The organism is Stenotrophomonas rhizophila (assembly GCF_000661955.1).
GTDB classification, from domain to species: Bacteria; Pseudomonadota; Gammaproteobacteria; order Xanthomonadales; family Xanthomonadaceae; genus Stenotrophomonas; species Stenotrophomonas rhizophila.
This window is the reverse complement of sequence record NZ_CP007597.1, coordinates 2,134,701-2,158,547: the sequence shown is the minus strand read 5'-3', so window position 1 is coordinate 2,158,547 and position 23,847 is coordinate 2,134,701. Positions and strand designations below refer to the sequence as shown.

The 23,847-nt window shown below is 69.2% G+C and carries 22 protein-coding genes; 6 read left to right on the top strand and 16 right to left on the bottom strand.

The features are described from left to right. Positions 1-227: 227 nt before the first annotated feature. The 7 genes from DX03_RS09275 to DX03_RS09245 all read right to left on the bottom strand — a co-directional run bounded on the left by DX03_RS09275 (position 228) and on the right by DX03_RS09245 (position 7,013). A complete protein-coding gene (locus tag DX03_RS09275; RefSeq protein ID WP_038688151.1) occupies positions 228-1,859 on the bottom strand; it encodes an MFS transporter in 1,632 nt (543 codons plus the stop codon). Further along, positions 1,853-3,148 carry an alginate export family protein gene (locus DX03_RS09270; RefSeq protein ID WP_038688148.1) on the bottom strand — a complete coding sequence of 432 codons (1,296 nt, stop codon included), beginning with the start codon at positions 3,146-3,148 and terminating at the stop codon, positions 1,853-1,855. Before DX03_RS09270 ends, DX03_RS09275 begins: the two co-directional genes overlap by 7 nt. Continuing rightward, entirely contained in the window at positions 3,127-4,971 is a 1,845-nt protein-coding gene (locus DX03_RS09265; protein ID WP_185753515.1) for an amidohydrolase, read from the bottom strand. Before DX03_RS09265 ends, DX03_RS09270 begins: the two co-directional genes overlap by 22 nt. A 107-nt stretch (positions 4,972-5,078) precedes the next feature. Then, positions 5,079-5,504 (bottom strand): DoxX family protein, encoded by a 426-nt coding sequence (locus DX03_RS09260; protein WP_038688145.1) that lies wholly within the window; start codon positions 5,502-5,504, stop codon positions 5,079-5,081. A gap of 2 nt (positions 5,505-5,506) precedes the next feature. After that, entirely contained in the window at positions 5,507-6,163 is a 657-nt protein-coding gene (locus DX03_RS09255) for a hydrolase (protein WP_038688143.1), read from the bottom strand. A gap of 25 nt (positions 6,164-6,188) precedes the next feature. Beyond that, the gene (locus DX03_RS09250; protein WP_081797208.1) at positions 6,189-6,575 is read right to left on the bottom strand and encodes a helix-turn-helix domain-containing protein; all 387 of its coding nucleotides are present in this window, start codon (positions 6,573-6,575) and stop codon (positions 6,189-6,191) included. Between the two features lie 78 nt (positions 6,576-6,653). Continuing rightward, complete coding sequence (locus DX03_RS09245; protein ID WP_051598815.1) at positions 6,654-7,013, bottom strand: hypothetical protein; 360 nt, start codon at positions 7,011-7,013, stop codon at positions 6,654-6,656. Between the two features lie 104 nt (positions 7,014-7,117). Here DX03_RS09245 and DX03_RS09240 point away from each other — a divergent pair, with 104 nt between their 5' ends. Next, complete coding sequence (locus DX03_RS09240; RefSeq protein WP_081797207.1) at positions 7,118-10,138, top strand: sensor histidine kinase; 3,021 nt, start codon at positions 7,118-7,120, stop codon at positions 10,136-10,138. Next, on the top strand, positions 10,135-10,797 hold the full coding sequence (locus DX03_RS09235; protein WP_038688138.1) for a response regulator: 663 nt from the start codon (positions 10,135-10,137) through the stop codon (positions 10,795-10,797). Before DX03_RS09240 ends, DX03_RS09235 begins: the two co-directional genes overlap by 4 nt. Before the next feature lie 12 nt (positions 10,798-10,809). Here the strand turns inward: DX03_RS09235 and DX03_RS09230 are convergent, their stop codons facing one another. Further along, complete coding sequence (locus DX03_RS09230; protein ID WP_038692172.1) at positions 10,810-11,934, bottom strand: MFS transporter; 1,125 nt, start codon at positions 11,932-11,934, stop codon at positions 10,810-10,812. Positions 11,935-12,100: 166 nt separating this feature from the next. On the opposite strand from DX03_RS09230, the gene DX03_RS09225 reads away from it, so the two are divergent. Beyond that, a complete protein-coding gene (locus DX03_RS09225; protein WP_038688136.1) occupies positions 12,101-13,048 on the top strand; it encodes a LysR family transcriptional regulator in 948 nt (315 codons plus the stop codon). Positions 13,049-13,199: 151 nt separating this feature from the next. After that, positions 13,200-14,471 carry an Nramp family divalent metal transporter gene (locus tag DX03_RS09220; RefSeq protein ID WP_244880214.1) on the top strand — a complete coding sequence of 424 codons (1,272 nt, stop codon included), beginning with the start codon at positions 13,200-13,202 and terminating at the stop codon, positions 14,469-14,471. Here DX03_RS09220 and DX03_RS09215 read toward each other — a convergent pair. Further along, on the bottom strand, positions 14,434-14,847 hold the full coding sequence (locus tag DX03_RS09215; RefSeq protein ID WP_038688133.1) for a helix-turn-helix domain-containing protein: 414 nt from the start codon (positions 14,845-14,847) through the stop codon (positions 14,434-14,436). The genes DX03_RS09220 and DX03_RS09215 overlap by 38 nt on opposite strands. 76 nt (positions 14,848-14,923) lie before the next feature. Here DX03_RS09215 and DX03_RS09210 point away from each other — a divergent pair, with 76 nt between their 5' ends. Then, positions 14,924-15,757: a class I SAM-dependent methyltransferase gene (locus tag DX03_RS09210; protein WP_038688131.1), complete on the top strand. Its 834-nt coding sequence runs from the start codon at positions 14,924-14,926 to the stop codon at positions 15,755-15,757. 36 nt (positions 15,758-15,793) lie between these two features. Here the strand turns inward: DX03_RS09210 and DX03_RS09205 are convergent, their stop codons facing one another. Genes DX03_RS09205 through cyoA form a run of 7 tightly spaced genes read right to left on the bottom strand, consistent with a single transcriptional unit; the run spans position 15,794 to position 22,287 of the window. Continuing rightward, positions 15,794-17,284 carry an MFS transporter gene (locus DX03_RS09205; RefSeq protein WP_038688129.1) on the bottom strand — a complete coding sequence of 497 codons (1,491 nt, stop codon included), beginning with the start codon at positions 17,282-17,284 and terminating at the stop codon, positions 15,794-15,796. Between the two features lie 10 nt (positions 17,285-17,294). Beyond that, positions 17,295-17,861 (bottom strand): SCO family protein, encoded by a 567-nt coding sequence (locus DX03_RS09200; protein ID WP_051598814.1) that lies wholly within the window; start codon positions 17,859-17,861, stop codon positions 17,295-17,297. Further along, positions 17,861-18,349: a copper chaperone PCu(A)C gene (locus tag DX03_RS09195; protein WP_051598813.1), complete on the bottom strand. Its 489-nt coding sequence runs from the start codon at positions 18,347-18,349 to the stop codon at positions 17,861-17,863. The genes DX03_RS09200 and DX03_RS09195 overlap by 1 nt, the downstream gene beginning before the upstream one ends. A gap of 8 nt (positions 18,350-18,357) precedes the next feature. Further along, entirely contained in the window at positions 18,358-18,699 is a 342-nt protein-coding gene (cyoD, locus tag DX03_RS09190) for a cytochrome o ubiquinol oxidase subunit IV (RefSeq protein WP_038688127.1), read from the bottom strand. Next, entirely contained in the window at positions 18,696-19,334 is a 639-nt protein-coding gene (gene cyoC / locus DX03_RS09185; RefSeq protein WP_038688126.1) for a cytochrome o ubiquinol oxidase subunit III, read from the bottom strand. Before cyoC ends, cyoD begins: the two co-directional genes overlap by 4 nt. Beyond that, a complete protein-coding gene (gene cyoB / locus DX03_RS09180) occupies positions 19,331-21,310 on the bottom strand; it encodes a cytochrome o ubiquinol oxidase subunit I (RefSeq protein ID WP_038688124.1) in 1,980 nt (659 codons plus the stop codon). Before cyoB ends, cyoC begins: the two co-directional genes overlap by 4 nt. 2 nt (positions 21,311-21,312) lie before the next feature. After that, positions 21,313-22,287 carry a ubiquinol oxidase subunit II gene (gene cyoA / locus DX03_RS09175; protein ID WP_244880213.1) on the bottom strand — a complete coding sequence of 325 codons (975 nt, stop codon included), beginning with the start codon at positions 22,285-22,287 and terminating at the stop codon, positions 21,313-21,315. A gap of 190 nt (positions 22,288-22,477) precedes the next feature. On the opposite strand from cyoA, the gene DX03_RS09170 reads away from it, so the two are divergent. Continuing rightward, on the top strand, positions 22,478-23,845 hold the full coding sequence (locus DX03_RS09170; protein WP_038688123.1) for an aminotransferase-like domain-containing protein: 1,368 nt from the start codon (positions 22,478-22,480) through the stop codon (positions 23,843-23,845). Positions 23,846-23,847 lie beyond the last annotated feature (2 nt).

Genomic DNA, 23,847 nt, shown 5'->3' with positions numbered 1-23,847 from the left:
TCCTGGGCAAAATAAAGGAGGAGGCCGCCACGCGGCCGGGGGACATTTGCACCAGGGGCCTACCGGGTGCTACGGGGCCCTCACGCTCGCGACCGGCCCGATCGGAGACGCCAGCCGCGGCGCCCGCACACCCGAGCACCCGCGTACCGTCGTGCGCACTCTGTGACGGCCCTTGCAACAAGGCTCTCCCCTCAGAGGTGGGAAGAACCTTTTTTTGTATCCGCCCGTCAGCCCAGTTCGTGCGAGTGCTTCAACGGCGGCAGCGCGCCATGACCACCCACAAAATGCCTGACGATCGGCGCGTGCTCGCCGCGGTGCAGCGCCCGCACCTTCTGCTGGTGATCGCGGTCTTCAGCGGTCACGCGCTCATGCTGGCGCAGATGTTCCACCCAGGAGCTGGTCACGAAATACTCCAGGTGAATGCCCGGCGTAGCCACGTCCTCGGCCACGCCCCACAGCACCGCGCCGTCGCGGCGCCGGGTGCGACCCAGCTCCCCCATCAACACGTGGAACGCCGCGCGGTCGGCATCGGCGATGCGGTACTCCACCGTGACCAGCACCGGACCGCGATCATGCGACACCGGCACCGCCAGCTCGGGCGCTGGCCAGTAGCCGGCGGGACGCAGGTCCAGCTCCTCGCTGCCCGCGATGCGCACCCGCCACACCAGCAGCCCGGCGATTACCGCGCCAACCGAGGCGATCGTCAACGCCAGCGGGATCGACGTGCGCTGGGCAATGCTGCCCCAGCTCAGGCCGCCGGCCGCCATGCCCAACGAGAACACCATGATGTACAGCGACAACGCACGCGCCCGCACCCACGGCGGCACCGCGGTCTGCGCGGCGATCTGCAGCGAGGACAGCACCGTGATCCAGGCAAAGCCATTGATCAGCATCGCCACCGGCAACAGCGCCATGTGCCGCAGCCAGGCCAGCCCGAACAGGCTCAGCGCGCAGGCCAGCGTGGCCAGCAGTACCAACAGGTCGCGGTCCATGCGCGCACGCAGCGTCGGCAGCACCAGCGCGCCGGTCACCGCACCGATGCCGATACAGCCCAGCAGGATCCCGTAGAGGCCCGCGCCGCCGTGCATCTCCCCACGCACCACCAGCGGCAGCAGCGCGGTCACCGCACTGGCGAAGAAGAAGAACCCGGCCGACTTCACCAGCACCGCCTGCAGGCGGCCGGCGCGCAGTGCATAACGCAGGCCCGCGCGCAGTCCCGCACCGAAGCCTTCCGGCGGCAGCGTGGAGGCCGCTGCGTCCGGCGTCCAGCGGGTCAATACGATCAGCATTGCGGCAAAGCTCAGCGCATTCAGACCAAACGCCCAGCTTGGCCCCAACTGCGCCACGATCAACCCGCCAATGGCCGGGCCCAGCGAGCGCGCAATGTTGATCCCGATCGAATTCAACGCCACCGCCGAAGCCAGCATCGGCCGTGGCACCAGCTCGGACACGATCGCCGCCTGCGCCGGCATCGCCATCGCCGCGCCGCAGCCCATCGCGAAGGTCAGCGCCACCAGCAACCCGGGGGTCAGCATCGACAGCCCCGTCAACGTGGCCAGCGTGGCCGCCACCAGCAGCATCCAGCCCTGGGTGAACAGCAGGTAGCGGCGTCGGTCGACGATGTCGGCCAGGGTGCCGGCCACCAGCGCCAGCAGCACCACCGGCACCGTGGTCGCCGACTGCACCAGCGCCACCATCAACGGCGACCCGGTGCGCTCGGCCATCACCCAGGCGGCAGCCACGTCATTGATCCAGGTGCCCACGTTGCTGCCCAGGATGGCCAGCCACATCGCGCGGAACAGGCCGATCTTCAGCGGCGACCATGCGCCGGGTGCGGCGCCCTCGTTGTTGCTTACCATTGCCACGCTCCTACCATCGATGCAAACAAAGTGTCGCGGCCACCGGCCGCGCGCAGGCCGGGACCGGCCTCGAACCAGGCCAACTGCGCCTGCCATTGCCACTGCGGGCTTGCCCGCCACGTGGTTTCCCACTTGAACTGCTGCCCAATCCGGCGCGGTGTGCCGGCACTGCCCGGCAGCGCGGCCAGTGGCGCGGGGGTGGTGTAGATCGCATCGGCGCGGCGATGCTTCCACGCCAGCTGCCAGCCGAATTCGGTGGTGATCGCCGGATGCGGGGTCAGGGTCAGGGTCGGCTGCACGTCCATCAGGTTGGCCGGTGCCAACAGGCTGGCCTCGCTGAAGTACGCCGCCTTGGGATACAGCGCATTGAACGTCTGCAGGCGGCCATCACCGGGCGTGCGGTCGCCACTGGCGATGTCCACTTTCACGCCCAGGCGCGGTTGCCAGGTCCGTTGCGACCAGCGCACGCCGGTATCGCTGGCCAGCGTCCACGCGCGGATGGACAGGTCACCCTGCGCCCCGGACAGGGTGCCGCGTTGCCCCACCAGTTCGACGTTGGCATCCCAGCGTGGCTGCCGGGCGAACCAGCGTGCCCCAAGGGTCGTGCGCCGCTCGTCGCCCTGGGCACCGGCAAAGCGGGCATCGTCGCGACCATAGCCCAGCAGGTACAGGTCCAGACCGTTGCCCGCGCTGCGTCCCTGCAGCGTTGCATACCCGCCCAGCAGGTACTGGCCGTGGTCGCTGCGGTCATCGAATGCACCGGGCCGGTTGTCGACCGGGCGCAGCGCCATCAGGTCCAGCTGCCAGCGCGGCGCGCGCCAGCGGCCGCGCACGCCGTCGAACGCCAGCCGGATGTTCGGCCCGTCGCGCACCGACAGCAGCCGCGAGCTGCCGTAGCCGGCCTCCTGGCGGCCCAGCTGCCAGCCAACGTGTTCGCCCTGCCAGTGCACGTAGCCCTGCTGCACATCCAGCGCACCCCGGTCGGTGCCACCGGCACCCCCGCGGCGTCCCTGCTCGGCATGCACGCCCAGTTGCGCCACGGCCTGCCAGCCGTCGCGTTGGGCGCGGATCGACGCCAGCGCCCGCAGCAGCCCGTAACCGTCCTCCTGCCCGCCCTGCACGCCGAAGCGGGTCGGGTCGTAATACATGCTGCGCAGACGCAGCGAGGCATCCATCTGCAGCTCACCACCGCCGTCCAGCGCCATGCACTGGCCGCGGCCGTCCGCCTCGCAGGCCAGCGCCGGCGACGCAGCGGCCAGGCCCAGGGTCAGAAGGCGAAGCACGAACATCCCAATGCACCCCAGAACGCATTCGGCGCATCGGTGGGCACGGCGTGTGCGGCGGCATGGCCGTGCGCGCCATGGGTGCGGCAGCCGCCTGCCGCGTGGGCATGCGCGTGCGCGGTCAGCCCGGTCGCCGCGCCGCCTACGTGGTAGCCGCCAAAGCGGTTGACCGGCGACCAATCGGGCATGGCCGGCGGCAGCACCGGGGCCAGCGGCGCGAAGTCGCCGTCGCCGTACACCACCCGCCCGCCCACCACGGTCAGCAGGCTGGTGATATCGGCAATGGCGGCATCGTCCACCGCGAAGAAGTCCGAGGACAACACGCAGAAGTCGGCCAGCTGTCCGACTCCCAGCGTGCCCTTGTGGGCTTCGTCGCCCGAGAACCACGCGCTGCCCTGCGTCCACAGCCGCAGCGCTTCCTCGCGCTCCAGCAGATTCTCCTCGCCATACAGCGCCAACCCGCCCACGGTGCGCCCGGTGACCAGCCACGACAGCGCCACCCACGGGTTGTAGCTCGCCACGCGGGTGGCGTCGGTACCTGCGCCCACCGGCACGCCGGCCTGCAGCATGCGCCGCACCGGCGGGGTGTGGCGTGCCGCTTCGCTGCCATAACGCTGCACGAACGCCTCGCCCTGGTAGGCCATGCGGTGCTGGATGGCCAGCCCGCCACCGAGCGCGCGGATGCGGTCGATGTTGCGCGGGGTGATGGTCTCGGCGTGGTCGATGAACCAGTGCAGGCCGTCGAACGGAATCTCGCGGTTGACCTGCTCGTACACATCCAGGATGCGGTCGATGCTTTCGTCGTAGGTGGCATGGATGCGGAACGGCCACCGCTTCTCGACCAGCAGCCGCACCACCTCTTCCAGCTCCGGCTCCATGCCGGGCGGCAGTTCCGGGCGCGGCTCGTTGAACAGTTCGAAGTCGGCTGCGGAGAACACCAGCATCTCGCCGGCACCGTTGTGACGCAGCAGGTCATCGCCCTGGCGCGGGGCGACGATCTCGCTCCAGTGCTGGAAGTCCTGCTTTTCCTTGCCCTTGTTCTGGGTGAACAGGTTGTAGGCGATGCGCACGGTGAGCTCGCCGTCGCGGTGCAGCTGCTCGATGACCTGGTAGTCCTCCGGATAGTTCTGGAAGCCACCCCCGGCGTCGATCACCGAGGTGATGCCCAACCGGTTCAGTTCGTGCATGAAATGCCGGGTGGAATTGGCCTGGTACTCCATCGGCAGGCGCGGTCCCTTGGCCAGCGTGGCGTACAGGATCAGCGCGTTGGGCTTGGCCAGCAGCAGGCCGGTGGGAGTGCCCAGGCTGTCGCGCGCGATCTGACCGCCCGGCGGGTCCGGCGTGTTGCGGTCATAGCCACAGGCCCGCAGCGCGGCGCCGTTGAGCAGCGCCCGGTCGTACAGGTGCAGCAGGAAGACCGGCGTGTCCGGCGCGATGGCGTTGAGCTCGGCCAGGGTGGGCAACCGCTTTTCCACGAACTGCTCGGCGGTGAACCCGCCCACCACACGCACCCATTGCGGGGCCGGCGTGTTGTCCACCTGCGCCTTCAGCATGGCCATCGCATCGCTGAGCGAGCGCAGCCCGTCCCAGCGCAGTTCCAGGTTGTAGTTGAGGCCACCGCGGATCAGATGGGTATGGCTGTCGTTCAAGCCCGGTACTACGCGACGGCCGCCAGCATCGATGACGGTGCCCACGTCCAGCCCGGCACGCACCTGCGCTTCGGTGCCGACGGCGGCGATGCGCCCGTCCACCACCGCGAGCGCGTCGGCCTGCGGGCAGCGTGGGTCAAGGGTGGTGATGCGGGCATTGCGGATGAGCAGCGAAGACATGCGTTTCTCCGGGGATGAGGCAAAGGTGCCGGCGCCTGCGGCGAGTGCCAGGCCTGCGCCGACGCCCAGCAGCAGGTCGCGGCGACCGGGATGGTGCGGATAGGCGGTCATGGCCACCCTGCCCCGGCCAGTGACGGCTGCAGTGCAAACGCGCCAGGACCGGCCAGGGCGATGGCCAGCAGCGTCAGCGTCCAGAACAGGGAATACTCGGCACCGCCGCGCATCCAGAACCAGCCATGGGGCAGCGCCAGCAGCGCGGTGGACAGCAGGAACACCGCCGCGATCACCGCGCCGGGCCGGGTCTGCCAGCCCAGTAGCACCGCCAGCCCGCACAGCACCTGCACCGCCGCCAGCAGCAGCGGCATCGGCCGCGGCGCCGGCAGGCCGAAGCCGCGCAGCTCGTCGGCGAACCCGGCCAGGCCGGGCCCACCGAACCAGCCGAACAGCTTGCCCAGCGCATGCGGCAGCAGGAACCCGCCCGCCGCCATGCGCAGCAGCAACAGCGCCAGGTCCAGGCCGGTGGCGCCGGCCATGCTCAGTGGCCGCCTTCCTGCGCGCCGAACATCATCTTGGCGTACTGGATGCCGATGCCGTAGCCGCCGGCATGGTCACGGGCGATGCCGGTGGTGAGGTCGTAGGTTGCGCTGCGTGCCCAGTCGCGCTGCAGTTCCAGCAGGTACTGCACCGCCGTGATCGGCACTGCACCGGCCTGCACCATGCGGGTCACGGCGCGCTCGTGTGCTTCCACGCTGACGTCGCCGCACGCATCGGTCACCACGTAGACCTCGAAGCCCTGGTCGATCGCCGACAACGCCGGGCCGACGATGCACACGCTGGTCCACAGGCCGGCGAGCACCAGGCGACGCTTGCCGATGCGGTTGATCTCGTCGATCACCGGCTGGTCTTCCCAGGTGTTCATCGAGGTACGGTCGAACACGGTCTGGCCCGGGAAGATCGCGGGCAGCTCGGGGAACATCGGACCGGAGAACGACTTCTCGGCAACCGTGGTGAGCACCACCGGCACGTTGAAGCCGGCCGCGCCCTTGGCGATCAGCGCGGCATTGTTGCGCAACGCGGAGATGTCGATGGTGTGGGTAGCAAATGCCATCTGCGACTGGAAGTCGATCAGCACCAGGGCGTGATCGGTGGGCGACAGCAGCGAGGTGCCGGCGACGGCGGTGGCCTTGTTCATGGGCATTCCTTGGGATCGAGGGGATTCAGGCACCCGGGCGCAGGCTGCGCCGGGCGAAATGACGGGGGGTGCAGCCGGTCACGGCGCGGAAGCTGCGCACGAAATGGCTCTGGTCGAAGAAGCACAGGCTGCTGGCGATCTGGCTGACCTTCAGCCCGCCGGCGTGCAGCAGATGCTGGGCGTGTTCGATGCGGCGCTGGCGCAGGTACGCGGTCGGGCTCATCCCGGTACCGGCACGAAACAGGCGTGCCAGGTGGAAACGGCTGACGCAGGCCGCGGCGGCCATCTGTTCGACCAGCACCGGTTGCTGCAGGTTGGCATCGATGTAGGCCAAGGCACGCCGCAGCGCCGCCACCTGGGTGGGCGGCAAGGCGACAGGCGTGGGCGGCGTCGGGGGGGACGAAGCGGCCATCAGCGGGCTCCACGACGGGGTGTGCCATGGTCGCCGCGACATGCGTATGGCCCTACCCTCCATCGGAGGGAGCGGCGATTACTCTTTCGGGTGATCACGCCCGTTGCCGCCGCCGGGCGACTGCCGCAGCACGCGTCGACCGAAACGACGTGCATCCAGCGAATAGGCGCCGGGGCCCAGCAGCAGCAACGCGACCGGCAGCGGCAGCCAGGCCCAGTGCGATGCCGCGTGTAGGCCCATCATCAGCAGCAGCGCAACCGCTGCCAGCGGGGTCCACACGCCCACCAGCAGCAGGCACGCCGCCGCCAGCGACGCCAGCTGCAGCCAGCCTGTCGGCGCCATCGGCAGCGTAAGCACGGCCGCGCACAGGCCGAGCCGCAGCAGCACCAGACCGACGCCGGGCGCACGGTCGGGGAACATCACGAACAGTCGTTGCATGGGGGCGGTCCAGAACGGGCCCGGCAGGGGTACCGCACTGCCGGGCGCGGCGCCTGCCCCGAAAGAGTAAGCAGCTGCTGCCCCCATCCCTGAGAGAATGTGGCATGCCCGTTGCCGTTTCCGCCCCCGTCCCCGCCCGCACGCGCCGCCGCGTGGCCGGCGGCTGGCTGCTGCTGTGCCTCCTGCTGGCTGCATGGCCGGCGCTGGCGGCACCGCTGTCGGCGTACGAACACACCGCCTGGGTGGTGGGCCAGGGCGCGCCCGGGGATGTCTGGGATATCGTCCAGCCCGCCGACGGCAGCCTGCTGCTGGCCACCGGCACCGGGTTGTACCGGTTCGATGGGCGCCAGTTCGAACGCCCGGCGCCGCCCAACGGGAGCACGTTCCCGTCCTCGAACATGACCACGCTGGCGCTGGATCCAGACGGCACGCTCTGGATTGCCTACTACAACGCGGGGATCAGCCGGCTCGACCGCCACGGTCTCACCCACTACGCGCAGGCACAGGGCCTGCCGCCCGGGCTGGTGCCGCGGATCGAGCGCGATGGCAGCGGCCGGTTGTGGGCCGCCGCCGATGGTGGGCTGCGCTGGTTCGACGGTGAACGCTGGCAGGTACCCACCGCCGCAATGGGCATCGGCGATGTACCGGCCCAGTGGCTGCTGCGCGATCGGGCCGGGACGCTGTGGGTGATTGCTGCGCAGCGGTTGTGGCGACTGCCGGCGAACGGCGCGCGCTTCGAACCGCTGGCGCTGCCGGTTGCGCCGTTCTCATCGCTGGCCCTGCGCGACAACGGCCAGGTGTGGCTGGCCGATCGCCAGCGCGGGCTCATGCCGGTGGCCGATGCCCGCGGCCTGCTGCCCGCCGCCGAACGCGAGGCGCTGCGTCGGCCCGCGTTGCTGGCCAAACGCATCCGGTTCGCCGCCGATGGCAGCCTGTGGGGCAGCCTGGTGGACAGCGGCGGCATCTTCCGCCTGGATGTCACCGCGTCGGCCGCCGCCCCGGTCGAGTACTTCGATGCTGCCCAGGGGCTGGCGTCGACCACGGCGGTGCCGGTGCTGGCTGATCGTGAAGGCACCTTGTGGGTCGGCACCAACCTGGGCCTCAACCGGTTCCGCGCCCATCAGGTCCGCAGCCTGACACTGCCGGGCCCGGCCGATCCACTGCGCACGCTGTACCACGCACCCGACGGACAGGTGTTCGCCTACGGCGCCGACCTGCGCCCGATGGCATTGCGCCGCACGCTGCTGCAGGTGCCGTCGGCCGACCTGCACCGCGCCGCGCTCGCCAGCGACCAACCCCTGTGGGTAGTCGATTGGGAGGCGCTGCGGCTGATGCGCGATGGCCAGTCGCACGAACTGCACCCGCCCGGGCTGCCCGCGCCACGCGAACTGCGCGCAGTGCTGCCACTGGGTCGCGACGAAGCCTGGTTCTGCTTCGGCGACCAGCGCGTGATGCACTATCTTCGCGGCCGTTGGGACAGCGACCCGGCGCTGCCCGGGCACGCCTGCACCACCCTGGCGGCCGGCCCGGCCGGTGCCGTGTTGATGGGCTATCCCGACGGCGAGCTGCGCGTACGCCGCCAGCACGCGTGGCGGCATTACACCCGTGCCGATGGCCTGCAGGTGGGGCCGATCACCGCCACCGCCATGATCGGCACGCGGATCTGGGTAGCCGGCGAGAACGGGCTGGCCCTGCTCGGCGACGACGACCGCTTCCATGCGGCACAGACCGACACCCCCGGCCTGCTGGAAGGCATCACCGGCATCGTCCGCGACCACACCGCCTACTACTGGTTCAACGGCAGCCGCGGCCTGCTGCGGATCGACGCATCGACCCTGGAGCAGTCGGTGCTGCACGGCAGGCCGGTGGAACCGCGGCTGTTCGACCGTGGCGACGGCATGCCCGGCATCGCCGTGCAGACCACCCCGATGCCCAGCGCGATGCTGGCGGCCGATGGCCTGCTCTGGTTGTCCACCAACCAGGGCCTGGCGTGGATCGACACCGGCGTGGCACAACGCGCCGGCCCCGCACTGCAGCCGCGTATCGGCGACGTCTCCCATGGGCAGACGCAGCAGCCACTGCGCGACGGCATGGTATTGCCCGCGGGCACCGCCCAGCTGCAGATCGACTACCTGGCACTGGCGTTGAGCCGACCCGAACGCACCCGCTACCGTTACCGGCTGATCGGGCTGGACGCGCATTGGCAGGATGCCGGCACACTGACCCGTGCGTTCTATACCAACCTGCCGCCGGGTCGCTATCAGTTCGAGGTGGTGGCGGCCAACCAGGACATGGTGTGGAGCCCGGTAGCGGCGACCCGCAGTTTCCGCATCGCGCCGATGTGGTACCAGACGCTGTGGTTCAACGCCGCCTGCGTGCTGCTGCTGCTGGCCCTGATCCTGCTGGCCATGCGCCTGCGCAGTCGCCGCCTGACCCAGCTGGTTCGTGCGCGGCTGCAGGAGCGTCACGCCGAACGCGAGCGTATCGCACGTGAACTGCACGACACGTTGTTGCAGGGCACCCAGGGCTTGATCCTGCGCCTGCATGCGGTCAGCCAGGCCAGCCACACCCCGCCGCCGGTCAGGGCCGCATTGGAAGCGGCCATGCAGCAGGCAGAAACCGCACTGGCCGAAGGCCGCGACCGGGTCAGCGCGCTGCGCGACGACAGTGACGGCTACCAGGACCTCGGTGCGGCGCTGGTGCAGGTGTACGGCGAGCGCGCCAGCGATGCCAGCAGCCCGGCGCTGCGCCTCAACGTGGAAGGCACGCCACTGCCGTTGCGCCGCGCAGCGGCCGAAGAGGTGTATCTGATCGGCCGCGAAGCGCTGTTGAACGCCCTGCAGCATGCACACGCCGGCGCCATCGAGATCGAACTGGGCTACGGCCTGCGTGGGTTGCGCCTGCATGTACGCGACGATGGACGCGGCCTGCCCGAATCGATGGCCGAAGGCCATTGGGGACTGGTGGGCATGCGCGAACGTGCCGAACGCCTGGGCGCGCGCCTGCGCCTGTGGTCACGCCCGGGGCTGGGTACCGAAGTGGAGCTGTTCCTGCCGCGCCACCGCATCTACCGCCGTTCGCCGCGCCGCTGGCGTTGGCCGCGTTTCACTGGAGAGTCTGCATGACCCTGTCGCCCGCCCCCATCGGCGTGCTCGTTGTTGATGACCATCCCCTGCTGCGCGATGGCCTGGCGGCACTGCTTGGCATGCAGGCCGACATGCGGCTGGTGGGCGAAGCAGCCGATGGCGAAGAAGCGGTTGCCCAGTACCTGGCCCTGCGCCCGGACGTGGTGCTGATGGACCTGCAGCTGCCACGCGTGGACGGCGTGGAGGCCATCACCCGGATCCGCCACCACGACCCGCGCGCACGCATCATCGTGCTCACCACCTACCGTGGCGACGTGCGGGCAGTGCGCGCCCTGCAGGCGGGCGCCAGCGGGTACCTGCTCAAGGACATGCTGCGCCACGAGCTGATCGACACCATCCGCACCGTGCATGGCGGTCGCCGTGCCGGCATTCCCGCCACGCTGGCGGCCAGCATCGCCGCGCACGTGGTCGAAGACAGCCTGTCCCCGCGCGAAACCGAAGTACTGGGACACGTGGCCGCCGGGCGCTCGAACAAGGCGATCGGCGAGCAGATGCGCATCTCCGAGCAGACGGTGAAGGCGCACATGAAGAACATCATGGAGAAGCTGGGCGCACGCGACCGTACCCACGCGGTGACCCAGGCACTCAAGCGCGGCATCATCAGCCTGGACGATGCCCAGGCCGATGGCGACGGCTGACCGCCGCGTCACTCAGCGGCGGCGCACCACCAGGCTCAGTGCCGCCGCACCGGTGGCCAGCAACGCCACGCCGGTCCAGCCCCAGTGCGCGAGTGCCAGGCTGCCGAGCGCACCGCCGCTGGCCATGCCCAGGAACACCCCGGTGAACAGCAGCGCGTTGAGCCGGCTGCGCGCCTCCGGCACCAGGCCGTAGACCAGCGTCTGGTGCGACACCAGCGCCGACTGGAAACCGAAATCGAACACCACCGCGCTGACCGCCAGCAGCGGCAGGATCGCCGCACGTGGCAGCCATGCCTCCAGCAACAGCATCGCAAAGCCCGCCAGCGCCACCAGGATCGCAATACGTGCCACCGCATGGCTGCCGAGACGGTCAGCCCAGCGCCCGGCCAGCGGCGCGGCCAGCGCACCGGCGGCGCCGGCGATGCCGAATGCGCCGGCCACGGCGCTGCCCACCTGGTAGCGGCTGTGCAGCATCAGCGCCAGGGTCGACCAGAACGCGCTGAACCCCACCGCCAGCAGCCCCTGCGCGAACACCGCCCGACGCAGCGCCGGTTGCCCGCGCCACAAGGCCACCAGCGAGCCCAGCAGTGCCGGGTAGCCCAACGTGGTGGTGGGCGCGAACCGCGGCAACGCGCGCGCCAGTGCCAGGGCGATGAGCACCACCGAGACCGCCGCCAGGGCGAACATGCTGCGCCACCCCAGCCACTGCGCGACCAGACCGCTGGCCACACGTGAGAGCAGGATGCCCAGCAGCAACCCGGTCATTACCTTGCCGACCACGCTGCCGCGCTCGGCCGCCGGTGCGAGGCTGGCCGCAGCGGGCACCACGTCCTGGGCCATGGTCGCGGTCACGCCGATCAGCAGGCTGGCCAGCAGCAGGGTTGGCAGGCTGCCGGCGAGCGCGGCCCCGGCCAGCATCAGCGCCAGCAACACGGCCTTGGCCAGGATCAGCTGGCGCCGGTCGAAGCGGTCGCCCAGCGGGGCCAGCAGCAGGATCCCCAGCGCGTAGCCGAGCTGGGTCAGCGTGGGCACCATGCCGGTGGCCGCGGGCGCGGCGCCGAGGTCTGGGCCGATCACCCCGAGCATCGGCTGGCTGTAGTAGATCGAGGCGACCGAGAAGCCGGCCCCGGCCGCCATGGCCAGGATCAGGCGTGGCGCAACGGCGTGCGTGGCGGGTGCCACGGCAGGGCTATGCGTACTGGACATGAGCAGTTCCAAGCGGGGAAGACGATGGCGCCAGCATCGGCCCTGAAGATCCGCCCGTGTAGTAGGCTGGCGCACATATCGCCTATACGCACCCCGCATGACCATCCCAACCAGCGCCGCCGGTGCCGATCGGATCGACCTGCTGCGCACCTTCGTGCGCATCGTTGAAAGTGGCAGCCTGTCGGCGGCTGCCGTGCAGCTGGGCACCACCCAGCCCACCGTGAGCCGCCGCCTGCAGGCGCTGGAGCGGCTGTTCGGCCTGCAGCTGCTCAAACGGTCCACTCACCGCATGACGCTCACCGACGACGGCGAACGCTGCTTTGTGCATGCGCAGTCGCTGGTAGCTGACTGGGAGGCGATCCAGGCCGACCTGCGCGGCGAAGTGGACGTGCCGCGCGGGCGCCTGCGCGTGGTGGTGCCGCATGCCTTCGGGCAGGCCCAGCTGCTGGAGCCGATGCTGCAGTTCCTGGCGCGCTACCCGCAGGTCACCCTGGAGTGGATGCTGGAAGACCGCCATCCCGACTTCATCGCCGAGGGCATCGACTGCGCGATCCGGGTGGGGGCGGTGGACGCCCCGCACCTGGTCGCGGTGCCGCTGGCCGAAGTGCCGCGTATCGCGGTGGCCGCGCCGGCCCTGGTCGGCACGGCCGATGTGCGCGACCCGGCGTTGCCGGGCACGCTGCCATGGATCGCGCTGACCACGTACTACCGCGAGCGCGTCACCCTGCTGGCGGCCGATGGGGGTCCGGCGCTGCAGGTCGACATCCAGCCGCGGCTGCTCACCGACAACCTGTTCGTGGTGCGCCAGGCGGCGCTGGCCGGGTTGGGCGCGGCGGTGGTGTCGGCGTGGCTGGTCAGCGATGAGCTGCGCGCGGGCCGGTTGCTGCGCCTGCTGCCCGAGCGCGAAGCACCGCCGCTGCCCGTGCACCTGGTGTACCCGTCTGCCCGGCAGATTCCGAGCCGGCTGCGGGCCTTCATCGATGCGATGAAAGCCTGCCTGCCACACACCCACGGCATGCGCGTCCCGCCCCCTCCCCCGCGTTGAAGCGTGGCCGGCGGCCGCCATGGCATGACCGGAAATTGCAAAGCCTTACTAACATAGCCTCTGCTATATTGCGGCCGTGGACATCCAACGCCGCCCCGACACCGCGTCTGCCTGGCCGTCTTCAGACGGCCACAGCCCCAGCCTTGGCGACATGAACGCCAGCGTCGCCGTCCCCCACGGCGGGCACTGGTGGTTCCGGCTGTTGGCGTTCCTGGGCCCGGGTTACATGGTGTCGGTGGGCTACATGGACCCGGGCAACTGGGCCACCGACATCGCCGGCGGCGCCCAGTTCGGCTACCTGCTGCTGTCGGTGATCCTGCTGTCCAACCTGATGGCCATCGTGCTGCAGGGGCTGTCGGCCCGGCTCGGCATCGCCACCGGGCGCGACCTGGCCCAGGCCTGCCGCGACCACTACTCGCGCCCAGTCACCCTGGGCCTGTGGCTGCTCTGCGAAATCGCGATCATCGCCTGCGATCTGGCCGAGGTGATCGGCACGGCCATCGCACTCAAGCTGCTGTTCGGCATTCCGCTGCTGGCCGGGGCGATCATCACCGCCATCGACGTGGTGCTGGTGCTGTGGCTGATGAACCGCGGGTTCCGTGCGCTGGAAGCGTTCGTGATCGCGCTGCTGCTGGTGATCTTTGCCTGCTTCGCGATCCAGATCGCCTTCGCCGCGCCGCCGCTGCAGGCCGTGCTCGGCGGCTTCATTCCCCGCGCCGAGGTGGTCACCAACCCGCATGCGCTGTACCTGGCCATCGGGATCATCGGCGCCACGGTGATGCCGCACAACCTGTATCTGCATTCGTCCATCGTGCAGACCCGCGCCTACCCGCGCACCGACCCCGGCCGTCGCAGCGCGCTGCGCTGGGCAGTGACCGACAGCACCATCGCCTTGATGCTGGCGTTGTTCATCAATGCTTCGATTCTGATCCTGGCCGCAGCGGTCTTCCACGCGCACGGTCGCACCGATGTGCAGGAGATCGAGCAGGCCTACGAACTGCTGGCGCCCATGCTCGGCGTGGGACTGGCCTCGACCTTGTTCGCGGTCGCCCTGCTCGCCTCGGGCATCAACTCCACCGTGACCGCCACGCTGGCCGGGCAGATCGTGATGGAGGGCTTCCTGCGCCTGCGCATCGCCCCGTGGGCACGCCGCCTGATCACCCGCGGCATCGCGATCGTGCCGGTGGTGATCGTCACCGCGATCTATGGCGAACAGGGCACCGCGCGGCTGCTGGTGCTCAGCCAGGTGCTGCTGTCGATGCAGTTGCCCTTCGCGGTGATTCCGCTGGTGCGGTTCGTGTCGGACAAGGCGAAGATGGGCGCGTTGGTCGCGCCACGCTGGCTGATCGCGCTGGCGTGGGTGATCGCCGCGATCATCCTGGTGCTCAACGTGAAGCTGCTGGTGGATACGGTGGCCGGTTGAGCCGCATCAGTGCGCGAAAGCGCGGGCACTCCAGATGACTGGGGGCACGGCACGCCGCCGCGTGCCTCAAACCGTCACGCATCACGGTCATGCGCGCGATACGCAGGTCCAGCGCATCGGCCTTGGCCGCCAGCCGCGTGCGATCTATACCGGTGCCGTCTCCGACCGCCAGCATCGTCCCGATCTCCTGCAGCGACAGTCCCGCTGCGCGCCCCAGCGTGATCAACGCCAACTGCTCCAGCACCGCATCGGCATACACGCGGCGCAGGCCATGCCGACCCATCGGCCGGATCAGGCCCTTCGCTTCGTAGTAGCGCAGTGCCGATGCGGCCAGGCCTGAGCGGCGGGCCACCTCGGCGATATCCAGCTCGCGCATCGCTTGACCTCAAGTGCACTTGAAGTGCCAGAGTGCGGGCTCCCTTCCCTGCTGGCAAGCCCAGATCGAGACCGTCATGACCGATACCCCTCAACACGCCCTCTGGAACGGCCCCTCCGGCGAGGTATGGGTGGAGGCACAAGCGCTGCTGGACGGCATGTTCGCGCCGCTGGCCGAACAGCTTGCGGGGGCTGTTCCGGCAGGCCAGCCCGCACATGTACTGGACGTGGGCTGCGGCACCGGTGCGGTGTGCCTGGCCATCGCCGCCCGGCTCGGCGAAGGCGGCCACTGCAGTGGCGTGGACATCTCCGCGCCGATGATCGCCCGTGCGGTGGAACGCGCCGCCGCGGCGGGTCTGCAGATCGACTTCGCGGTGGGCGATGCGCAGCGGCACCGCTTTGCGCCGGCCCGCCTGGATCGCATCGTCTCGCGCTTCGGGGTGATGTTCTTCGACGACCCGGTGCAGGCTTTCGCCAACCTGCTTCAGGCCACGCGCAGCGGCGGCACGTTGCATGCGCTGGCCTGGCGCAGTGCCGCCGAGAACCCGTTCCTGACCACCGCCGAACGCGCCGCCGCGCCCTTGCTGGCGCTGCCCCCGCGCACGGCCGACGGCCCGGGGCAGTTCGCCTTCGCCGATCGTCAGCATGTGCTCGACATCCTGGCCGACGGTGGCTGGCGCGATATCGAGGTGACGGCGGTGGACCAGGTCTGCAGCATCCGCACCGCCGACCTGCACCGGTACGTGTCGTTGCTGGGGCCGGTGGGTGGGATGCTGCGCGATCCGCAGATCGACGCGGCGCTGCGTACGCGGGTGCTGCAGGTGGTGGAGCAGGCCTTTGCCCCGTTCGTGCAGGGCGACCGCGTTGAATTCGTCGCCGCCTGCTGGGCGCTGCGCGCGGTGGCACCCTGATCGCAGGGGCAGTGGTTGCCGTCCTGTGGGCGACACTCAGCGGGGCGGCAGGCGCATCAACCACCGCGTCACCAGCATCGCCAGCAGGGCCATCAGTGCGGCGGCGACGAACGCGTAGCCGGCGCCCTGCGCATAGGCCGCGCGTGCCAGCACACCCAGCGCATCCGTCGACGTCGACAACTCGCCCACCACCACCCGTTCCAGCAACGCCGGCGAGACCGGGTGGCCGGCCGCGGCCAAGCGGGCTTCGGCGGCGGCCCGCACATGGCTGGACAGCACCGCCCCCAACGTCGCAAACCCGATCAGGATGCCGGAGAAGCGCGCGGTGGTGCTGATGCCCGAGGCCATGCCGGCGCGGTCCGGGGGAATCACGCTCATGATCGCCTTCTGCGTTTCACCGTTGAGCAGGCCGCCGCCACTGCCCAGCACCGCCATGGCCACCAACAGCCCCGGCCCGCTGTGCTGCCACAACGACAGCGCGATGCCCAGGTTGCCGAGCACGGCCACGCCCAACCCCAGCGCGAGGATCTTTCCCGTATCCCAGTGCGCGCCCAGACGCCGGCCAAGGAACGGCAGCAGCAGCATCGCCAGCGCGAACGGCAGCATGTGCAGGCCGGCCAGCAGCACGCTGTCGCCGCGCACGTTCTGCAGCAGCAACGGCAGCAGCGACGCCATCACCTGCACCGCGGCGGCGTAGGCGAACATCGCGATCACCGCGCCCACCAGCGCCGGTATCCGGAACAGGCGCAGGTCCAGCATCGGCTGGGCGCGGCGCTGCTCAACGCGGATGAAGGCGGCTCCCAGCACCACGCCGGACACCAGCCACGGCAGTACGGCGATGCTGGTCCAGCCTTGCACCGGGCCGCGGATCAGTGCCCACGTCCACGACAGCATGCTGCCGGCGAACAGCACCACGCCGGCCACATCGATGCGACGGCGCACGGGGTCGCGCGATTCGGGCACGAAACGCCCGCTCATCGCCGCCAGCAGCAGGCACAACGGCAGATTGATGTGGAAGGCCCACCGCCAGCCCAACCAGGTGGCAATCGCCCCACCGATCAACGGGGCCAGCACCATGGTCAGGCCCATGATCGCGCCCCATATCGCCCAGGCCCGTGCGCGTCGCGCAGGGTCCTGGTGGGCATGGCCGATCAGCGACAGCGCCGGGGCCAGCATGAACGCCGCCGCCGCACCCTGCCCGGCCCGCGCCAGGTACAGCGCACCCGCCTGCGCTGCCAACCCGCAGGCCACCGAGGTGAGCGCGAACAGCACCAGGCCGATCAGATACAGGCGCCGCCGACCGATGCGGTCGGCCAGGGTGCCGGCGGGCAGCAGCAGCGAGGCAAAGCACAGCACGTAGGCGCTGACCACCCACTCGATGTCCGCGAACGACGCCGACAGGTCGCGTGCGATGGTGGGCAGCACCACCCCGACCACATTGGTGTCCAGCACCGTCAGCGCGCAGCCGGCCGATGCCAGCAGCAGCACGGCATCGCTGCGTGGCGCTGTAGCTCCGGCAGTGCTCATTCCCGGCGGCTCACGCGCCGGGCACCGTCAGTTTCGCGCGCAGCCGGGCGTCCATCTCCGCATCGGTGAGCGCATAGCCCAGCACGTCCTGCAACGTGCCATCGGCGCCCAGCAGGAACCACGACGCGGTATGTTCGAAGGTCGCCGCATCGCCCTCGCCGACCTGCCGGTAGCTGACCCGCAGGCTTTCGGCGATGGCACGGGTGCCTGCCTCATCGCCGCTCAACCCGATGAACGTCGGATCGAAGGCGGCCAGGTACTCGCGCAGGTGGGCAGGCGTATCGCGCCGTGGATCGATGGTCACGAATACCACCTGCAGCGACTCCCCCAGCGGCCCGAGACGGCGCTTGAGCTGCACCGCCTTTAGCAGGCTCAACGGACACACTTCCGGGCAGTGGGTGAAGCCGAAGAACAGCAACGTCGGCTTGCCACGCAGGTCCCGGATTGAAAGGGTGCGCCCATCACTGGCCTGCAATGCCACCGCATCCAAGGCGGCCTGGCCCATGATCGGCGCGTCCGCGCTGCCGCAGCCGGCCAGCAGCAGGCCGCCCAGCAACGCCGCCAGCGCGCCGCGCATCACCGGTTGGCTCCGTGTTGGCTGGCGGGCCCACCCATGCCATCGCGCACCACGAACTCCACGGGCAGCGCGTCGCCATGGGCGAACTGCAGGCGCACCCGCACGTGCTGGCCCTCCTGCAGCGGGCGCTTGGGCATCATCAGCATCAGGTGGTAGCCGCCGGGCCGCAGCGAAGTGATCTTCCCTGCCGGCAGCGGCAGGCCTTCGGGCAGTGCCTGCATGCGCATGACCTCGCCGTCCATGCGCATCGCATGGATCTGCACCTGGCCGAAGCCCGCCGCGCTGGCCGCCACCAGGCGGTTGGCGGCGCCGCCATTGTCCAGCTCCACGTAGCCGGCTGCCACGGCCGCGGCGGGCGGCGGCAATCGCACCCAGGTTTCACTGGCCACCACCGACGCGCTGTCGCGCCCGGCGGCGGCGGTAGCCGGCGGCGACGCCGCCAGCCCCATCACGGCGGCCAGGCCAAGGCAGCACGCGCGTTGGATCATGACCCTGCTCATACCTGCATCGGCATCATGTTCTGGGTGGCGTTGTGCATGACCCACAACGAACCGGCGACGACAATGGCGATCAGGAACGCCGTGCACAGGAAGATGCCGGTGTTCTCGCGCTGGCTGCGGCCAGCGCCGATGTGCAGGAACAGCACCAGCTGCGCCACCAGCTGCACCACGCACAGCACCACGATGGCGGTCAGCCGCAACGGCTGTGGCACCCACCCGCCCATCACCACGCCGAACGAGGCGCCGGTGAGCACCAGGCACAGCAGCAGGCCGATGATGTAGCCCTTGAGGGTGGCGTGGCTGCCACCGCGATCGGTTTCAGAAGCGCTCGGGCTCATACGAACTCCCGCAGGTAGACGAAGGTGAAGACACAGATCCAGATCAGGTCCAGGAAGTGCCAGAACAGGCTCAGGCAGGCCAGGCGGCGGCGGACGATGCCGTCCAGGCCGAACTTCAGCACCTGGTGGATCATGATCGCCAGCCACAGCAGGCCGAAGGTGACGTGCAGGCCGTGGGTGGCCACCAGGGTGAAGTACGCCGAGAGGTAGGCGCTCACGTCGGGGGTGGCGCCTTCATGGATCAGCTCGGCGAACTCATACAGTTCCATGCCGATGAACACCGCACCGAGCAGCCCGGTGGTGGCCAGCCAGCCCACCACCTGGTTGCGCTTGTTGGCCTGCAGACCCAGCATCGCCAGGCCGAAGGTGAAGCTGCTCAACAGCAGCACCACCGTTTCAGACAGCACGAAGCCCAGCTTGAACAGTTCCTTGCCCGACGGACCGTCGGCGGTGCCGTTGAGCAGCACCCCGAAGGTGGCAAACAGCACCGCGAAGATCAGGCAGTCGCCCATCAGGTACATCCAGAACCCGACGACGGTCTTGCTGCCGTCGTCGTGGTGCTCATGGGCGTGGTCGTGATGACCGCCCGCGAGCTGCCCGTGCTGCGTGGCAGCGGTCAGGGTATCGCCACTCATGCCTTGGCTCCTTGCATCTGCGCGAAATGCGCCTCTTCAATGCGCTTCACCTCGGCGGCGGGCACGTAATAGTCCACGTCACGGTCGTAGGAGCGCATCACGAAGGTGGCGATCACACCGACCAGGCCAATCGCCGCCAGCACCCACATGTGCCAGACCAGGGCGAAGCACAGCACCAGGCTGAACACCGAGATCACCACACCGGCGCCGGTGTTGCGCGGCATGTGGATGTCCTCGTAGTGGTCCAGCCGCTGCCAGGCACTGCCGGCCTGCTTGTCGTCCCAATGCTGCTCCAGCGAGGTGATGACCGGCACCTTGGCGAAGTTGTAGAACGGCGGCGGCGAGGACGTGGCCCATTCCAGGCTGCGTGCATTCCACGGGTCGCCGGTCAGGTCCAGGTTGGCCTTGCGGTCGCGCACGCTTACGTAGAACTGGATGAACATGGCCGCGATGCCGGCGGCAATGACCAGCGCGCCGATGGCGGCCACGATCAACCACGGCTGCCAGCCTTCCACCGCGTAGTGGTTCATCCGCCGGGTCATGCCCTTGAAGCCGAGCACGTACAGCGGCATGAAGGCCAGATAGAAGCCCACCAGCCAGCACCAGAACGAAATCTTGCCCCAGCGCTCGTTGAGGGTGAAGCCGAACGCCTTCGGGAACCAGAAGGTGATGCCGGCCAGGCAGCCGAACACCACGCCGCCGATGATCACGTTATGGAAGTGCGCGATCAGGAACAGGCTGTTGTGCAGCACGAAGTCCGCGCCCGGGATGGCCAGCATCACGCCGGTCATGCCACCCAGCGCGAAGGTGACCATGAAGCCGATCGTCCACATCGTCGAGGAGTGGTAGCGGATGCGGCCGCGGTACATGGTGAACAGCCAGTTGAACAGCTTCACCCCGGTGGGAATGGAGATGATCGAGGTCATGATGCCGAAGAAGGCATTCACGTTGGCGCCCGAGCCCATGGTGAAGAAGTGGTGCAGCCAGACGAAGAACGACAGCACGCCGATCGAACAGGTCGCGTACACCATCGAGCGGTAGCCGAAGAGCGGCTTGCCCGAGAACGTGGCGATGATCTCGGAGAACGCGCCGAAGCACGGCAGGATCAGCACGTAGACTTCCGGGTGGCCCCAGATCCAGATCAGGTTGACGTACATCATGGCGTTGCCGCCGGCGTCATTGGTGAAGAAGTGCATGCCGAAGTAGCGGTCCATGGTCAGCAGCGCCAGGGTCGCGGTCAGCACCGGGAAGATCGCCACGATCAGGATGTTGGTGATCAGCGCGGTCCAGGTGAATACCGGCATCTTCATCAGGTCCATGCCCGGCGCACGCAACTTGAGGATGGTGACGATGAAGTTCAGGCCGGTCAGCGTGGTGCCGATGCCGGAGACCTGCAGCGACCAGATGTAGTAGTCCACGCCAACCGTGGGGCTGTACTCGATCCCCGACAACGGCGGATAGGCCACCCAGCCGGTGGCGGCGAAGTCGCCCACGAACATCGACAGCATCACCAGCACCGCGCCCACCGCCGACAGCCAGAAGCTGAGCGAGTTGACGAACGGGAAGGCGACGTCGCGCGCCCCGATCTGCAGCGGCACCACCAGGTTCATCAGGCCCACGATGAGCGGGGTTGCCACGAAGAAGATCATGATCACGCCATGCGCGGTGAAGATCTGGTCGTAGTGTTCCGGCGGCAGGTAGCCGGCCGCGTCATTGGCCGCGATCGCCTGCTGGGCGCGCATCATCAGGGCATCGGCAAAGCCGCGCACCAGCATGACCAGAGCCAGCAGGATGTACATAACGCCGATCTTCTTGTGGTCCACCGAGGTGATCCACTCGGTCCAGATGTAGCCCCATTTCTTGTAGTAGGTGATCGCCGCGACGATCGCCGCGCCGAGCAGCAGCGAGCCTGCCAGCGCCGACATGATGATCGGGTCGTGGTAGGGAATTGCTTCGAGGTTCAACTTTCCAAGCACAATCAGTTCTCCGCGGTACGGCTGGCAGGCGCGGCCAGGCTCAACGTCTGGGGTGTTGCCCCGGGCTCTTCGCCCGGCAGGCAGATCTCGTCATCGGCCATGCCGTGGTAACGGGCAACGATGCTGTCGAACAGGCCGGTATCCACGCCACTGAAGCGCTGCAACGGCGCACCATGGGTAGGCACTTCCAGCGCGGCCAGGCGCGCGGCGCCGAGGTGGTCGTTGCTGCTGCGCGCCTGGTCCAGCCAGACCTGGAAGTCGGCATCGGTGACCACGCGGGCCGGGAACTTCATGTCCGAGAAGCCCGAACCGCTGTAGGCCGACGACATCCCGGCGTAGGTGCCCGGGGTATGCCCGATCAGGTGCAGGCGCGTCTGCATGGCCGGCATGGTGTAGACCATGCTGCCCAGCTGCGGCACGAAGAAGGCGTTCATCATCGACTCGGAGGTGAGCTTGAAGGCCACCGGCGTATCCACCGGCATCACCAGCTCGTTGATCGTGGCCACGTTGTGGTCGGGGTAGATGAACAACCACTTCCAGTTCAACGACACCACTTCCACGCGCAGGGGGGCCTTGTCCGATGCGATCGGCTTGTAGGGATCCAGCGCGTGCGTGCTCTTCCAGATCAACACGGCCAGCACCACGATGATCAGGCACGGAATGGTCCAGATCACCACCTCGATGGCGGTGGAATGCGACCAGTCCGGCGCGTAGGTGGCCTTGGTGTTGGAGGCACGGTAGCGCCAGGCAAAGTACAGGGTGAGGATGATCACCGGGATCACCACCAGCAGCATCAGGCCGGTGCACACCAGGATCAGCTGCATCTCCTGTTCGGCGATGCTGCCCATGGGATTGAACAGTTCCAGGTTCTTGCACCCGGTGAGCAATGGCAGCAACGCTGCCAGTCCGAACCAGCGTCCGGCGCGGGCTGCACCGGCCATGGCGGCGCGGCGAGCGGGGTGTGTAGCGGGGTTCATGCGGGACGGCCCTTCCAACGCAGTGCCGGGCCGGGCGGCCCGGATCATGAAAAGTGGCGAACACCCCCCTGCATGACCGATATGCATGGGGGGTGCCCGCCGCAGCCGCGTACGTTAGGCAACGACATGATCCATACATGGTGCGACACACTGTCGCAGGGCAGCGCACACCCGAGCGTAAGATGCGCCGATGCAGTGGAACACTCTCATCGCCGACGGCCACGGGCCGGTCTATCTGCGCATCGTGCAGGCCCTTGAACGCGCGGTCTGGTCCGGCGCGCTGCGGCCCGGCCAGCGCCTGCCGGCACAGCGCGTGCTGGCCAGCGAGCTGGGCGTGGACCTCACCACCGTCACCCGTGCCTTCACCGAGGCGCGCAAGCGCGGCCTGATCGATGCACGCGGACCCCAGGGAACGTTCGTCGCCCCGCCCCAGGTGGAGCTGGCGCAGCTGGTGGACCTGAGCATGAACCTGCCGCCCAGCCCCGGCGGCGGACAGGTGGCCGACATGCTGCAGCGTGGCCTGGCCACCGTGCTCAGCCGCAGCGACGCCAGCAACCTGATGACCTACCACGTCGGCGGTGGCAGCCGCGCCGACCACCTGGCCGCACAGCAATGGCTCAAGCCGATCCTGGGCAGGCTGGACAGCGACCGGCTGGTAGTCACCGAAGGCGCGCAGGCCGCGCTGTCGGCGCTGCTGCTGGCGCTCACCGATGCCGGCGACGTCATTCTGTGCGAACCGCTGGTGTATCCCGGCCTGCTGCACGCGGCGCGGGTGCTGCAGCGCACGTTGCGGGTGGTGGAGTGCGACGAGCACGGCATGCTGCCCAGCGCGTTGCGCCGCCACGCACGTGCGAGCGGTGCACGCGTGGTCTACCTCAATCCCACCGCGCAGAACCCGACCGCGCGCACCATGCCCGAAGCACGCCGGATGGCGCTGGCCGAGGTGTTGCGCAGCCTGGACCTGCGGCTGATCGAAGACGACCCGTACTGGCTGCTGGTCGGTGATGCCCCGGCCCCGCTCGCCCTGCTGGCGCCGCAGCACACCTGCTACATCTCGACCTTGTCCAAGTGCCTCAGCCCGGGCCTGCACACCGGCTTCGTGCACCTGCCCGATGGCGTGGCACGGCAGCGCGTGCTCGATGCGCTGCGCGCGGTCAACCTGATGGCGCCGCCCCTGATGAACGCGCTGGTGACCCAACTGATCCTGGACGGGTCGGCGGCCACCCTGCTGAAGCTGGTGCAGGAAGAAGCCGCCGAGCGTCGCTATCTGGCGCAGTCCACGTTGTCGCCGCGGTTCCTGCAGCACTGTGCCGGCGTGCATGCGTGGTGCCGCCTGCCCGCACAGTGGACCGACGCCAGCCTGACCCATGCGGCGCGGCTGCAGGGGCTGGGTATCGCCCCGTCGTCGGCGTTCACCCCGCAGGGCGTGGCGATCAATGACGCCGTGCGGATCTCACTGGGCGCGGCGTCGAGCCGGCAGGAACTGCACCGCGCGCTGCGGCAGCTGGACCAGTTGATGCACGTGGCCAGCAGCGGCAGCACGGAATGGACCATTTGAGG